Genomic DNA, 13,806 nt, shown 5'->3' with positions numbered 1-13,806 from the left:
GGTCAGGCTCCCTGGCCCGAGGTGCGCCGGGCGAGCCAGAGCTTGAACGTCGTCCAGTTTTCGCCGGCGCGCTTGGCAAGGCCCGTCAGCCAGTCGGCCCAGCTGACCGGTAGTTCCATGGTGCGGGACGAGACGATGAACCAGATCGAAACCGCGGAGGCGATGAGCGGTATGCCGTAGAGCAGGTAGACATAATACCAGACCTTGTCGGCTTTACCGGCGGCGAAGAAACCCAGCCACCGCACGAAAAGCGCGATCGCGATCGCCGTGATCAGCGGATTGATGCGCGCTTCGCGATGCGAGCGCGCATCGGCCGCCACCGCAAGCGCGATCAGCGCGAACACCAGCGAGTAGGACCATTCGGCGAAGCGCTGGTTGAGCTCCGCGCGGTAGCTGCCCGGTTCGCGCTGGAACATCTTGTCGTTGGGATCCGGGTTGAGCAGGTACGCCGTCGTGCGGTCCTTGGGCAAAAGCGTGATGTCGTTCGCCGCCGACAGGAAAGCCGACATGTCGAACGCGTAAGAGGTAAAGCGGATGACGGAGAGGTCGCCGGTCACCGATTTGCGGTTGATGACGCCGTCATTCATCATCAGCACCTTCTCGTCGCCTTTTTCGACGATGCTGCCTGTCTTGGCGTAGTAGGTGAGGCTGGCGCCTTCCTCGCGCGAATCGGCGACGAAGATGCCGCCCAGCCGGTTGCCGGGAAGCCGTTCGCCGACCTGCAAATAGAGGCCCTCGTCGATCTTGCGGAACGTGCCTTCCTGGATGATCAGCGATACGAGATCGGCGCGAGAGGCCGCCACCAACTGGCGGTTCTTCTGCCTGGCATAGGGGTCTATCGCGTTGTCGACGATGAAGGAAAAGGCGCAGGCAAAAGCAGCCAGCAGCAGGATCGGTCGCGCGATCGTCCAGCGCGAGGCGCCGGCGGCGCTGAGCACGGCCAGCTCCGAATCGGTGTTCATCGCGCTCAGTGTCTGCGCCACCGCCACCACTAGGGCGAACGGCACAACGATCGGGATAATGGAAGGAATGATGAGTGCTGCGACCTCGAAGAAGGTCAGCGCCGATTGGCCGTTGTCGGTGACGAGGTCGATCTTGGCCAGCACCTGCGTCGTCCACACGATCGCCAGCGTCCAGGCCAGCGCGGCGAGGAACATCGTCAGCGCCCGGCGCATGATGTAGCGTTCAACGACCTTCATGAAGGCTTTTCTCGATTTTGCCGAACGGCATCATGCCCGCCGACAAAGTAGTGATCCGGCGACGCGTGCACAACTGGGTCATAAGCGGCTCGCTCCGGATTGTCGCCCCACGCCGCGTGCCCCGGCGCGGCGGAGTGTCCGCGCCAATGGATAAGAAATGCGAAACATCGATGGTTAACAGCGGGTTAAGGCAGAGAGCTAACGCCGTGCCGAGGCGAATCCTTTGTCTATTGTGGTGCTGATATAGACCGCGATTTCGGCCAAAGTCTTGCCAAATGGCTCAAAACGACCAAATGTCGCGCACGCTTGCCGAACCTTTGCCGACACCCCGCCTCCATCCCCGAAAGCAGGACCTAATGACGTCGAGACCTTCCATTTCCTTCGCCAAGTTCGCCGCGCCGAAAAAGGGCAGCGTCTTCGTGTTAGCGGCCGATGGCGGCGGGCTCGGCGAGGCGGCGAAGGCCTGCGATCCAGCCGGCGCGCTTGCGCGTGCCTTTCCGGTCGCGGACTTTTCCGGCAAGCTTGCAAGCTCGGCCGAGGTGCTGGCGCCGGAAGGAACGTCTGTCGACCGGCTCGTGGCGATCGGCGCCAGCAAGGTCTCGAGCCTCGACGACAACGCCTGGCTGAAGCTCGGCGGCGCCGTTGCCGCTTCGCTGCGCAAGGCGAGGGAGGTGGCCGTCATCCTCGATCTGCCGGATTTACAGCCCGATGGACGCCAGGCGGCCAGCCTTGCCGCCGGCATCCTGCTGCGCACTTATTCCTTCGACAAATACAAGACCAGGAAGGACAAGGAAGACGGGCAATCCGATTCGAAGGGGGCCGATGCAAAGGGGGCCGACGCCAAGAAGGCCGAAACGGCAAAACCCGCCAGGATAACCATCCATTGCGCCGACCCCGCGGCCGCGAAGAAGGCCTTCGCCGGCGAGGAAGCGGTGGTGAATGGCGTTCTGCTTGCCCGCGACCTCGTCAACGAGCCGGCCAATGCGCTGGGCCCGGTCGAATTCGCAGATCGCGTCAAGCAACTGGAATCGCTCGGCGTCGAGGTCGAGATACTGACCGAGAAAGAGATGAAGAAGCTCGGCATGGGCTCGCTGCTTGGCGTCGCCCAAGGATCGCCGCGCGGCGCCCGCCTGGCGGTGATGCGCTGGAACGGTGGCAAGGCCAAGGACGCGCCGCTTGCCTTCATCGGCAAGGGCGTCACCTTCGACACCGGCGGCAACTCGATGAAGCCGGCTTCGGGCATGGAGGACATGAAGGGTGACATGGGCGGAGCGGCCGCCGTCACCGGGTTGATGCACGCGTTGGCCGCGCGCAAGGCCAAGGCCAATGTGGTCGGCGTCATCGGCCTGGTCGAGAATGCCGTTGACGGCCATGCCCAGCGCCCCGGTGACATCGTCACATCGATGTCGGGCCAGACGATCGAAGTGTTGAACACCGACGCCGAAGGCCGTCTCGTGCTCGCCGACGCGCTCTGGTACGCCAACGACCGCTTCAAGCCGAAATTCATGATCAACCTGGCGACGCTGACCGGCGCCATCATGGTGGCGCTTGGCCAGCACTATGCCGGCCTTTTCTCCAACAATGACGAGCTCGCCGGCCGGCTTTTCGGCGCGGGCCAGGCCAGCCAGGAGCGGGTCTGGCGGATGCCGCTCGGCCCCGAATACGACAAGCTGATCGATTCCAAGAACGCCGACATGAAGAACATCGGCGGCCGCTATGGCGGCGCCATCATCGCCGCGCAGTTCCTGCAGCGCTTCGTCAAGGACACGCCCTGGGCGCATCTCGACATTGCCGGCACCGCGATGGGTGCGCCGTCGAGCGAGATCAACCAGTCCTGGGGTTCGGGTTTCGGCGTGCGGCTGCTCGACCGGTTGGTGCGCGACCACTACGAAGGGTAGGGGATGGCCGACATACTGTTCTACCATTTGACTGAATCGACGCTGGAGGAGGCGCTGCCCGGCCTGCTCGAGCGCAGCGTCGAGCGCGGCTGGCGCGCGGTGGTGCAGACAGGCACTGAAGAGCGCCGCGACGCGCTCGACCAGCACCTGTGGACGTTCCGCGACGATTCCTTCCTGGCGCACGCCACCGACCGCGAAGCCCATCCGGCCGAGCAGCCGGTCCTGCTGACCACGGGCGAGGCCAACCAGAACGCCGCGCAGATCCGCTTCCTGGTCGACGGCGCAAGCCCGCCCGAGCTTTCGGGCTACGAGCGCGCCGTCTTCCTGTTCGACGGCCATGACGCGGCACAGCTCGAAGCCGCGCGCGGCCATTGGAAGACGATGAAGGAAGCCGGCCACGCCGTGACCTACTGGCAACAGACGCCGGATCGCCGCTGGGAGCGCAAGGCTTAGAGCATGATCCCGAAAAGTGGGAACCGCTTTTCGGAAAAAGATCATGCTCCAACAAAGAGGTAGATCGTGAGGGCGATTCAACGAAACGCCATCACGATCTAGCGCGAAAGCTTGGGACTGTCCTCAAGGTGTCGCCACAGGGCCTCGGCCACAGGTCCGTGCGGCTTGCCGCGTCGCCGCACCGCGGCCACGGTTTCGGTGCGGCCTGGGATATGCCGGCCGGCGATCGAGATCAGCCGTCCGTCGCGCAACTCATCCTCGATCAGCCACGCGGGCAGATGCCCCCAGGCAAGCCCATGCAGGATCAGCTCCTTCTTCATCATATGGTCGGGCACCGAGCAGGAATGTGCGCCGTCCAGGACGAAGAAGTTTTCCGATGAGGGGCGCCGCGCTGTGTCGCGGATCACGCATTGGGTGAAGGGGCGCATCGCTTCCGGGGTGACGTCATGGCGAATGTCGAACGGCAGGAAGCCGTGCGCCACCACCGGCACGAAGGCGACGTCGCACAGATCGATCCGCTCGAGATGCGGGTCGGAAGGATTGGCACGATGGAAGACGAGGTCCGCTTCGCCGTCCATCAGCCGCTCGACCGGCCCGCCGATCGTTTCATAGTCGAGGTGCAGCCGCGTGCGCGGCCGCCCGGCGAAGAAGCGGCTGAGCAGGCCGAGTATTTCGGGCCGCGGGCAGACGTCGCCCATGACGACGCGCAGCATGGTTTCCTCGCCGCTCGCGAGCTGGCCGGCATAGTCTTGCAGATGCTCGACCTCGCGCAGGGCCAGCTGTGCGCGGCGGTGGAACAGGCGACCTTCTTCGGTCAGGTTGACCCGATATCCGCCGCGGTCGAGCAGCGTCAGGCCAAGCTGTTCCTCCAGCCGCGCCACCGCGGCAAAGACGGAAGGGTGCGTCCGGTGAAGGGCCTGGGCCGCGGCCTGAAAGCTGCCCTGAGTGGCGACCGCGTCGAAACATCTGAGGTCGTGAAGTTTCACGTTATCCATAGTCGAAGAATCCTACAGAGATTGTCAAATCATAGTAATTTTATTCGATAGTAGCCACGCCTAACTTGGCCTCATCGCAACCTGCGCGAACGCGCCGAACAGATGAGGGGCCAGATGGCCGAAACACTTCACTTCACGGCGGGCGATGGCGCCCGCATCGCCTACAGGCTGGACGGCTCGGAAGACCGTCCGGTGCTGATGCTTTCCAACTCCATCGCCACGACGTTCCACATGTGGGACGGCCAGGTTCCCAAACTCGCCCAATCCTTCCGCGTGCTGCGCTATGATTTCCGTGGCCATGGCGGCTCCGACGCGCCGGCCGGCGCTTATTCGCTCGACCGTCTCGGCCGCGACGTGCTGGAACTGCTCGATTTCCTTGGGCTCGCCCGCGTGCATTTCCTCGGCCTGTCGCTCGGCGGTTTCGTCGGCCAGTGGCTGGGCATCCACGCGCCGGAACGCATCGAGCGCCTGATCCTCTCCAACACCTCGCCGCATCTCGGCCCGGCATCCTATTTCGACGAGCAGATACGCAACGTGCTTTCGGCAAGCGACCTGTCGGCCACGGCGGACATGTTCATGCGCAACTGGTTCCCGGCTTCGATGCTTGATGGCCACAACAAGACGGTCGCGCCATTCCGCGCCGCGATCCTTGCCATGTCGCCGCAAGGCCTCGCCGGATGTTTCGCCGCGGTCCGCGACGCCGATCTGCGCCGCCCGATTTCACTGATCACCTCGCCGACGCTGGTCATCGGCGGCGAGGACGACAAGGTGACGCTGGCGAGCCACAGCGAGGCGATCGCGGGCGCAATCCCCGGCGCCGAGCTTTTGCTTCTGCCCGGCGTCCACCTGCTCAATGTCGAGCGGCCAGTAGAGTTCATGGAAGCGGTGCTGGGTTTCCTGGACGCAACTCGCAATAGCGAGGCAGCTGTGTCCAATCACTTTACTGGCGCCCTGCAAGCGATCGGCTGATGCCGTAGGCGCGATCGTGCCGGGACCACAGGGTGACGATTAGCGATCGCCGATCGTCACCTTGTTGACCTTCGTACCGTGCGGGAGGTCTTTTACTTGCCAGTGAATCTGGCCGGCCATGTGCACTTTGACCACGAAGAAAGTCTTCGATTTGCTGAACGGACATTTCGCCGCCGAGTACAGGTGGCGTTTCGAAAGTCGTAACATTCGCCGTCCGCCAAGACCAATCCCTTCTTTCGTGCCGCGCTAATCCGGCCAGCAACAGTTCGCCGCGACGATCAGGATCGGCGAACTGGGCTGCAAGCGCCGGCCACGTTTCCGATACCTGGGTCAATCGGCCTCCGGACCGTCGCCGAGCACGGCATCCACGAAGCGCGCGGGATCGCGGAAGAAATGCAGGCCGCTCACGGCGCGCGGATTGCATTCGAGCGGCAGCACCCGGCCGCCCGGCTCGCACATCAGATCGAAGGAGATCTGGCCGGTCCAGGTCGTGCCTGACGATGCGCTCGACCAGCGCGCGCCGCATTGTCCTCGACACGCTCGAAGAAGATGCCGGCGCTCTTGCCGGCGCGATAGAGCGAGCGGTAGAGCGAGAGCGCCCTGAGCCTGCCGTCGCGCGCCGCCGCATAGGCGCTGATCTCCTCGCCCTCGGCAAAGCGCTGCGCCACCCAGGGCATGGCGGGCGAGGGGGTGATCGCATCGAGGAAATCCGGTCGGCCGCAGCAGCACATGACTGGCGAAGCGCGACCAGACCGGCTTGAACACCAGGTCGCGCGAGCGGGCACGCACTGCCTCCAGATCATCGCGGGAATTGAGAAGCATGGTTTCCGGCACCGCCAAGCCAAGCCGTTCAGCCAGCCGGATGAAGCTGTGCTTGTTGTGGACCTGCGTCAACAACTCAATATCGGGGGCGAACAATCGCGCCGGCATGGTCCTGCCGCGCCAGGCGAGCGCAAGGTGAAAGACTTCCTCGCAGGTCGGGATGACGAGGTTCACGCCTTCAGCTCGCACCAGCGCCTCCACCGCCTCGGCATAGGCCTGCGGTTCGAAACGCGGCGGCGGCAGCCTGTGATAGCGCGCCGCAGCCTTGCTCGCCGCCGCGATCGGTCACGCCGGCGTGTCGGCCATGATCACCCTATGCCTGGCGCCATGGAAAAGGCGCGCCAGATGCAGCGCCACCGGCGCGCGCGCCCCTATGATCAGGATGGATGCGTCAGCCCTCGGCATCGGTGGTTCGCGGTCGTTCCCGTCGCGAAAACCGTTGCGCGAAATCGCGGTGCCGTTGGCAACGCGGGTGGCTATCGACGCGGAGCGGCAGGATCATTTCCGCCGCGGCTTCGCCTTCTCGGTAGCCGGCTTCCTCGGCCAGTGCCAGCCATCGCCCTCGCCATGCGCGGGCTGCGGCCGCGCCACATAGGCGAGCGCGCCATTGGCCTCCAGATAGACGCGCGACAGCATCTCGGCGAGCACGCCCGACGTCACCGCCTGCAGTCCGGCGATCACCAAGAAGAAGCCGGTGATCAGCATCGGCCTCGTGCCGATATCCTGCCCCCAGAAAACCTTGATCGCGAACAGATAGGCCAGGATCAGCGAGCCGAGCACGCCGAGCACGATGCCGATGCCGCCGAAGAAATGGCCGGGCCGCGTGCGATAGCGCAGGAAGAAGAACATGAAGACGAGGTCCAGCACCACGCGAAAGGTGCGCGAGATGCCGTATTTCGACTGGCCATGGATACGCGCGTGATGCGTCACCACCTCTTGGGCGATGCGGCGCGGCGTCGTCACCGTCGCGAGCCAGGCCGGGATGAAGCGGTGCATCTCGCCATAGAGCCGCACGCTGCGGATGACGCTGCCGCGGAACACTTTCAGGCTGCAGCCATAATCCTTGAGCTGCACGCCGGTGACGCGGGCGATCAGCCTATTGGCGATGCGGGACGGCAGGCGGCGCAGCCAGAACCCTTCCTTGCGGTCCTTGCGCCAGCCGGCAACGAGGTCGAGATCCTCGGTCAGCAGGCGATAGACCATGCGCGGAATGTCGAACGGGTCGTTCTGCAGGTCGCCGTCCAGCGTCGCGATGACGTTGCCGCGCGCGGCGTCGAGGCCGGCCTGCATCGCGGCGGTCTGCTTGTAGTTGCGCACCAGCTCCACGCCATGCACATGCGGCCCGTATTGAGCCGCCAGCCGGCGGATCTCGGCGGGCGTGGCATCGGTGCTGCCGTCGTCCACCAGCACCACTTCCCAGGGTTGGCTGTAATTTTCCATCGCCTGATGGATGCGGACCAGCAGCGGCTCGACATTGTCGGCCTCATTGTACATCGGAATGACGATGGAGAGCTTGTGCTCGGGCATGACGGCGCCCTCGGGCAGTCCCGATGCGGGGATGGGAAGCACGTTCATGACGGTCATTTCCTTGCCGGTCCCGCCGCCGGAGTTTTCGGCAGCGTCGATTTCGAAGGGAACAGCCAAGCGATCGCACCGGTTGCGACCGCCGAGCACAGGATGAAGAGATGCAGCGCAAGCGCCGCCTGCAGGCCGTCCTTCATCGCGATGCCGGAATAGAGCAGCGCGGCGGCCGCGCCCGCCTCATAGGTGCCGAAGCCGGCGACACCCTGTACCGGCAGGATGGCGGCGGCCTCCGCGCCGACGGCGCCCGGAAAGGCGGTCTGGAAAGAGGTGTTGAGCAGCATGGCGAGCAGCCAGCCCTGCACGCCGAGCTTCAGCGTCCAATTGGCGATCGTCCACCACCAGCCATAGCGCGAGCGCCCTGTCGCTTCGGTGAAGATGTCACGCAATTTGCCGAATTTCGAGACGATCCTGCCGCCGGTCGTCCAGTTGTGCGGCGCGCGGGCCCAGCGCGGCAAGTACCATGCGGCCGCGATCAGCGCCGCGATGCCGGCGGCTCTCAGCGCCGGATACAAACCCGGCCAGACCAGGCAGGCCAGCACGCCGACGACGAAAGCGTCCTGCAGCCTGAACCACAGAAGCGAAGCGCTGGCGCGCACGATCGAGACGCCGAACACCTGGCGCAACAGGATCGGGAAGGCCGTCTCGCCGCCACGGAACGGCACGACGTTGATCATCGCGTTGTGGATCAGGATGACGCGCAGTGTGGCGCCGAAGCGGCCGTTCACATCGTCGCGGAATTCGTCGCAGACGCGCAGCGCCCGGAGCACATAGGTGACGAACAGCGCCGCCGCGACCGCCACAAACGCGCCGGGCGTGATGCTGGCGAAGGCACCGCCGACCATCTTCCAGCGTTGGTCGCTGGCTAGCCATGCCAACAACGCCAGAGTGACGATTATCGATATCGCTCGCTTCAAACAGGTCTCCAACGGGCCGCCCGGTTGGGCGGAAGCGCCATCCGAAGGCCGGCAGAGGGCAACTTTCGAATGTCGGCCCGGCCGGCGCCGGTCCGACATCGGATCCGCGCTGGCTCATTCAAGGCGCTGTTCCTATAGAGCAATTCCACGAAAAGTGTGAGCGGTTTTCCGTGCGGAATTGCGTCAAAACAAAGAGATGGAGCGGTTCGCCGTTTCCCTGAACGGTGAACCGCTCTGGCGCAGCGGCGGCGGCGAATCCACAAGCTTGTTGGAGCTTCGATCGGGACGGCGAAAAACGGGCGGGCGTCGCGCCCGCCCGCTTTGCGGGGACAGGCCTTATTCTCCGCCCATCTCTTTCTTGAACTGGTCGAAATCGACCTGCATGCCGTTGAAGATGGTGCTCCAGTGGCGCGTCAGAGCCGCCATCGCGACGGCTTCCTGGATCTCCTCGTCAGTGGCGCCGGCGTGCTTGGCGTTCTGAGTGTCCGACCAGATGCAGTAGCTGCAGGGGATTTGCGCCGCGACCGCCAGCGAGATCAGAGACTTCTCCTTCGGCGTCAGCGCCGTCTTGTCGCTGAGTTCGATAGCCTTGACCTCGGCCCACGCGCCGGGCAGACCGGCTTTCGGGAACTGTTTGACGAAGCCCGGCACGCCGCCCATCGTCGACCGGATGTCCTTCAGCGCCGCGTCGTAATCGTCGGCCCGGGCAGGGGCGGACGCCAGCGCGGCGGCAAACACGCCCGCGGCGGCGATGAGCGAGGCGGAACGAAGACAGGAATGCACGGTTGAAACGATGCGAATGACCGACATGATGTTCTCCTCTGGTTTTTGTTAGCCTTACGATGTAAGGTGTGTGGAAGATAAGCCTTACAGTGTAAGTTGTCAAGCGCCGCCATGGATGCATCGAGCAAAAAAAAGCGAACCCGCGGAAAACTCTCCCGCGAGATGATCGAGGATGCCGCCTTCGAGGTGATCGAGCGGGAAGGGCTGTCCGGCTTTTCGATGCGCAAGCTCGCCGCCAGGCTTGGCTGCGAGGCGATGAGCATCTACCACCACTTCCCCTCGCAGGCGCATCTCTACGAAGCGCTGGTCGATCGCCAGATGAGCGGGCTCGTCATTCCCGACGACAGCCTGCCCTGGCGCGAGCGGGCGCGCATCGGCATGCAGGAGTTCCGCCGTATCGCGACCGAGCACCCGGCCTTCGCGCCCTTCATCGTCGTCTACCGCATGAACTCGCCGCCCTGCCTCGCCAAGCTCAACGCCATTATCGGCCTGTTCGAGGACGGCGGCTTCGGCCCCGAGCTAAGCGCGCGCCTGTTCCGCGCCGCCGGCTATTATCTGATGGGCGCGATCCTCGACGAGACGGCCGGCTACGCCAAGGGGCCGTCGGCCGTCACCACCGTCAGCGACGAGGAACTGGCGCGCGACTATCCGAGCGTCGTGAAGGCCGGCGCCTATTTCGGCGCCGCCGGCTTCGACAAGACTTTCGAGCTTGGCCTGGAAATGTTCCTGGACGAGATGGAGCGGGTCCGCGAAGCTGCCCGAGATGAAAACCGCTCTTGAGAAGGGCGGACAGCCGAACAAAACAGCCAAGGGTTTGAATGCGCTTCCTCTTCGTTCTTCTCCTCATCGCCGGTGCCGCCATCGGCATCTTCTATCCCTGGACGATGGGCAATTTTTCCGGCCATGCGATCGGCACTTACCGCATCTATGAGGGTGGCCGCTTCCGGCCCGCCACTGTGCAGCTCGCCGCAAGCGATGCGCCGGTGCGGGTGCTGGTCGACCTGACCGCGCGGGCCGAACGGGTCGCCGGCCAGCAGCGCACTGTGCTGACCCTGACAGCGGCGAGCGGCGGCCGCACGGCGCTGGCCTCGGCGCTCTCCTTCAACCACACCGACAATCCGCGCCAGGCTAGCCCGCAACTGCCCGACAAGATCTTTCGCGACGAGGCCGGCGTCATCAAAACCGTCACGCCCGGCCCTTATGTCTTCACCGTTGGCCCCGGTGATGCCGACGGCATCGACATGCGCGCGGTCGATCTCATCCTGCGCGCCGACACCGGCTCGATCGACGAACGCGCTGAGCCGGTCGGCTATACGCTGATGGGCGTCGGCCTTGCCGGACTGGTGCTGTCGCTGGTCTTCGGGCGTCGCGGCGAAGGCCATCCGCAAAACCCCAATTCGCAACCACCACCGCCACGCTGGGGCCGCAACGGTTCGCCACGAGCATGATGCCGAAAAGTGTGAAACGGTTTTCGGTTGACATCATGCTCTGTGGAGTGAGCCGCGCATGAACTATCGCCACGCCTATCACGCCGGCAATTTCGCCGATGTCGTCAAGCATGCCGTGCTCGCGCGCCTCGTCGATTATCTCAAGCAGAAGGACAAGGCTTTTCGCGTCATCGACACCCATGCCGGCATCGGCCGCTACGATCTTGCCTCGGTCGAGGCAGGCAAGACCGGCGAGTGGCAAACCGGCATCGGTCGGCTCACCGAGGCGAGTCTCGAGCCGCAAGCGGCGGTCCTGCTTCAGCCCTATCTGGAAGCGGTGCGCGCGCTAAATCCCGACGGCGGGCTCAAGCACTATCCCGGCTCACCGCTGATCGTGCGCCATCTCCTGCGCAACCAGGACCGGCTGACGGCGGTGGAGCTGCACCCCGAGGATGTCTCGCGGCTGAAATCCGTTTTCGCCGGCGATTTCCAGACGCGGGTGATCGAGCTCGACGGCTGGCTGGCGCTCGGCGCGCAACTTCCGCCGAAGGAAAAGCGCGGCCTCGTCCTCATCGATCCGCCCTTCGAGGAGGATGGCGAATTCTCCCGACTCGTCGAAGGGCTTCGCAGGGCGCACCGGCGCTGGCCGGGCGGCATCTACGCGCTCTGGTACCCAATCAAGGAACGCAAGGCGGTGACGGCCTTCCGCGCGGCGCTGAAGGAGGCTGGCATTCCGAAGCTGCTCGACATCGCCTTCGAGATCCGGCCCGCCTCGGACGAACCCAGCCTCGACGGCAGCGGCCTGGTGGTGGTCAATCCGCCCTATACACTGGAGAGCGAATTGCGGCTGCTGCTGCCGGTCCTGCACAAGGCGCTGGTTGTCCGGCAGCCGTCACGCTGGACCTTGGAGTGGTTGGCCGGCGAGTAGGGCGCCCGCATTCGCTCAAGCCAGCGCCGAGGGCGTCACGCCAGTCAGCCGCCGGCTTTCGCGGATCAGATGCGCCTGGTCGGCATAGCCGGCCTCGATGGCGAGCAACGCGGTCGAGGCGTCGCTTTGCTGCCGCTGCAGGCGCCGGTACCGGTGGAAGCGCAGGATGCGGTCGAGCGTCTTCGGGCCATAGCCGAAGGCGTCCTCGAAGCGGCGTCGCAGCGTCCGCTCGCTCATATGCAATTGGCGTTGCAGGAACGGAACCAGCGGCGTCTCCAGCGGTAAACCTTTGTCGATGACGTCGAAGGCCATATCCATCTGCGGGTCGAGCGCGTCGCGTCCTTGCGTGCGCGCTCCGATCGTCTCTTCCAGGCGACGAACCAGGTCGGCAAGGCTGGGCGTCGGACCGATGCGGTCGGAAAGCTCCCGGCAACGCGTGCCCCACAATTCGCTGAGGTCGAGCCGTCCGCCGACGATCTCGCCGGCCGGCACGCCGAGCCATCCGGCGGCGGCGCCCGGCCGGAAGCGGAAGCCGACGATCACCGCGCCGCCCGGCGGCGTCTCGATCTGCGGCTCCTTGTCCGGGCCGGCCACGCGGAAGCGGCCGTCGATCCATTGCAGGTCGATGGTGGCGTCAGGCGTGATGACGATGGGCGGAACGGCGCGCTCGTCCATGTGGTGGACCCAGACCGCAGAGAAGGCACCGGCCAGGCCGTCGGCGACGGGCCGCTCGCGAAAAAAGCCGGTGGTCTGCGCCAGGACCGGTTCCATTCCGTCTCCGATCTGCTTCAGCAGAGTCGCCGCATCGGGCGCTGGTTATTTTGGCCGAAATATTCAATGCCGGCCACGTCATCCATGGCAAAACGGACGAACTTCACGGCGCTCCACGCGCTCGCATCGGACCGCATCCGTTTGCGACTGTGGCACGAATATAGAAAGGAGTGAGAGAAATGAAAGCTCGCATCACTGTATTGACGCTCGGCGTCGACGATCTGGAGGCCTCCCTCAAATTCTATCGCGACGGGCTCGGCCTGCCGACCGAAGGCATCATCGGCCGCGAATTCGAGCACGGCGCGGTCGCCTTCTTCGAGCTTGCCGGCGGCTTGAAATTCGCAATCTTCGAACGTTCCAGCATCGCCCACGATGCGACGGTGCCGCAAAGCGGCCGCAGCCCGACCGAATTGACCATCGGCCATAATGTCGGCAGCGAGGCCGAGGTGGACGCCGTGATGGCCGAGGCCGTCAAGGCCGGCGCGCGTGTGGTCAAGCCGGCGCAAAAGACCTTCTGGGGCGGATATGCCGGCTACTTCCAGGATCCCGACGATCACCTGTGGGAGGTCGTCTACAACCCGGCCTTCGTCCCCGAGGACTGAGTTGAGGCGAAGTAGATCATCGCGAGGAGGCCGCCATGCCTGTTCAAACCGTTCAAGCGCTTGGCGCTCTCCTCATCGGCGGCGTGTTCGTCTTCGCCGGCATCGAGCATTTCGTGAAATTCGCGGCGATGCGCGACTATCTGGCCGCCCGGAAATTCCCGGCTCCGGCCTTGATGCTGGCCGCCGGTTCGGCGGTCGAGGTCGTTGCCGGTTTCCTGCTTGCCGTTGGCGTGGCTAAGCCCTTCGCCGCCGGCGCGCTGATCCTCTTCACGCTGGCGACGAACCTCATGCTGCTGCGTTTTTGGGCGAGCGAGGAACCGGAGCGCCAGGTGCTGCGCAATGCGTTCCTGATCAACGTTGCCGTCATCGGCGGGCTGCTGCTTGCCGGCACGTTTTGATGAGCTGGCGATGAGGGAACGAAGTTTTGCGGAAACCATTGTTTTCGCAACCGCTTGACCGCC

Annotated in this window: 15 protein-coding genes; 8 read left to right on the top strand and 7 right to left on the bottom strand. The window is 64.7% G+C overall.

The genetic code is table 11. From position 1 onward, the window contains the following. Positions 1-2: 2 nt before the first annotated feature. Positions 3-1,199 (bottom strand): LPS export ABC transporter permease LptF, encoded by a 1,197-nt coding sequence (lptF, locus tag FJW06_RS18745; RefSeq protein WP_140753695.1) that lies wholly within the window; start codon positions 1,197-1,199, stop codon positions 3-5. A gap of 356 nt (positions 1,200-1,555) precedes the next feature. Between lptF and FJW06_RS18740 the strand changes: the two genes are divergently transcribed. Further along, complete coding sequence (locus FJW06_RS18740; RefSeq protein ID WP_140753694.1) at positions 1,556-3,097, top strand: leucyl aminopeptidase; 1,542 nt, start codon at positions 1,556-1,558, stop codon at positions 3,095-3,097. Between the two features lie 3 nt (positions 3,098-3,100). Continuing rightward, positions 3,101-3,550 carry a DNA polymerase III subunit chi gene (locus FJW06_RS18735; protein WP_140753693.1) on the top strand — a complete coding sequence of 150 codons (450 nt, stop codon included), beginning with the start codon at positions 3,101-3,103 and terminating at the stop codon, positions 3,548-3,550. Positions 3,551-3,648: 98 nt separating this feature from the next. On the opposite strand, the gene FJW06_RS18730 is transcribed toward FJW06_RS18735, so the two are convergent. After that, positions 3,649-4,545: a LysR family transcriptional regulator gene (locus tag FJW06_RS18730; protein ID WP_140753692.1), complete on the bottom strand. Its 897-nt coding sequence runs from the start codon at positions 4,543-4,545 to the stop codon at positions 3,649-3,651. Positions 4,546-4,659: 114 nt separating this feature from the next. Here FJW06_RS18730 and FJW06_RS18725 point away from each other — a divergent pair, with 114 nt between their 5' ends. Next, entirely contained in the window at positions 4,660-5,514 is an 855-nt protein-coding gene (locus tag FJW06_RS18725; RefSeq protein ID WP_140753691.1) for an alpha/beta fold hydrolase, read from the top strand. A gap of 330 nt (positions 5,515-5,844) precedes the next feature. Here FJW06_RS18725 and FJW06_RS18720 read toward each other — a convergent pair whose 3' ends face one another. The 4 genes from FJW06_RS18720 to FJW06_RS18705 form a co-directional block, all read right to left on the bottom strand. Beyond that, positions 5,845-6,537, bottom strand: a complete 693-nt coding sequence (locus FJW06_RS18720) for a hypothetical protein (RefSeq protein WP_140753690.1) — start codon at positions 6,535-6,537, stop codon at positions 5,845-5,847. A 297-nt stretch (positions 6,538-6,834) separates the two neighbouring features. Beyond that, positions 6,835-7,911: a glycosyltransferase family 2 protein gene (locus FJW06_RS18715; protein ID WP_140753689.1), complete on the bottom strand. Its 1,077-nt coding sequence runs from the start codon at positions 7,909-7,911 to the stop codon at positions 6,835-6,837. Positions 7,912-7,916: 5 nt separating this feature from the next. After that, positions 7,917-8,834, bottom strand: coding sequence for a lysylphosphatidylglycerol synthase domain-containing protein (locus tag FJW06_RS18710; protein WP_140753688.1), 918 nt, complete (start codon positions 8,832-8,834; stop codon positions 7,917-7,919). A gap of 336 nt (positions 8,835-9,170) precedes the next feature. After that, positions 9,171-9,644 (bottom strand): carboxymuconolactone decarboxylase family protein, encoded by a 474-nt coding sequence (locus FJW06_RS18705; protein ID WP_140753687.1) that lies wholly within the window; start codon positions 9,642-9,644, stop codon positions 9,171-9,173. Positions 9,645-9,779: 135 nt separating this feature from the next. On the opposite strand from FJW06_RS18705, the gene FJW06_RS18700 reads away from it, so the two are divergent. Genes FJW06_RS18700 through FJW06_RS18690 form a run of 3 tightly spaced genes read left to right on the top strand, consistent with a single transcriptional unit; the run spans position 9,780 to position 11,972 of the window. Further along, complete coding sequence (locus tag FJW06_RS18700) at positions 9,780-10,397, top strand: TetR/AcrR family transcriptional regulator (protein ID WP_246674691.1); 618 nt, start codon at positions 9,780-9,782, stop codon at positions 10,395-10,397. Between the two features lie 38 nt (positions 10,398-10,435). After that, complete coding sequence (locus tag FJW06_RS18695; RefSeq protein ID WP_140753685.1) at positions 10,436-11,065, top strand: hypothetical protein; 630 nt, start codon at positions 10,436-10,438, stop codon at positions 11,063-11,065. A gap of 58 nt (positions 11,066-11,123) precedes the next feature. Next, complete coding sequence (locus FJW06_RS18690; RefSeq protein WP_140753684.1) at positions 11,124-11,972, top strand: 23S rRNA (adenine(2030)-N(6))-methyltransferase RlmJ; 849 nt, start codon at positions 11,124-11,126, stop codon at positions 11,970-11,972. A gap of 15 nt (positions 11,973-11,987) precedes the next feature. Here FJW06_RS18690 and FJW06_RS18685 read toward each other — a convergent pair whose 3' ends face one another. Continuing rightward, positions 11,988-12,743, bottom strand: a complete 756-nt coding sequence (locus FJW06_RS18685) for a helix-turn-helix domain-containing protein (RefSeq protein ID WP_140753683.1) — start codon at positions 12,741-12,743, stop codon at positions 11,988-11,990. Positions 12,744-12,922: 179 nt separating this feature from the next. Here FJW06_RS18685 and FJW06_RS18680 point away from each other — a divergent pair, with 179 nt between their 5' ends. Continuing rightward, positions 12,923-13,345 carry a VOC family protein gene (locus FJW06_RS18680; RefSeq protein WP_140753682.1) on the top strand — a complete coding sequence of 141 codons (423 nt, stop codon included), beginning with the start codon at positions 12,923-12,925 and terminating at the stop codon, positions 13,343-13,345. Positions 13,346-13,380: 35 nt separating this feature from the next. Continuing rightward, entirely contained in the window at positions 13,381-13,743 is a 363-nt protein-coding gene (locus FJW06_RS18675) for a DoxX family protein (protein ID WP_140753681.1), read from the top strand. Positions 13,744-13,806 lie beyond the last annotated feature (63 nt).

Source organism: Mesorhizobium sp. B4-1-3 (genome assembly GCF_006439355.1).
In the GTDB taxonomy this organism is placed as follows: domain Bacteria; phylum Pseudomonadota; class Alphaproteobacteria; order Rhizobiales; family Rhizobiaceae; genus Mesorhizobium.
The sequence above is the reverse complement of the archived record's forward strand: the minus strand, read 5'-3'. Positions and strand labels throughout refer to the sequence as shown.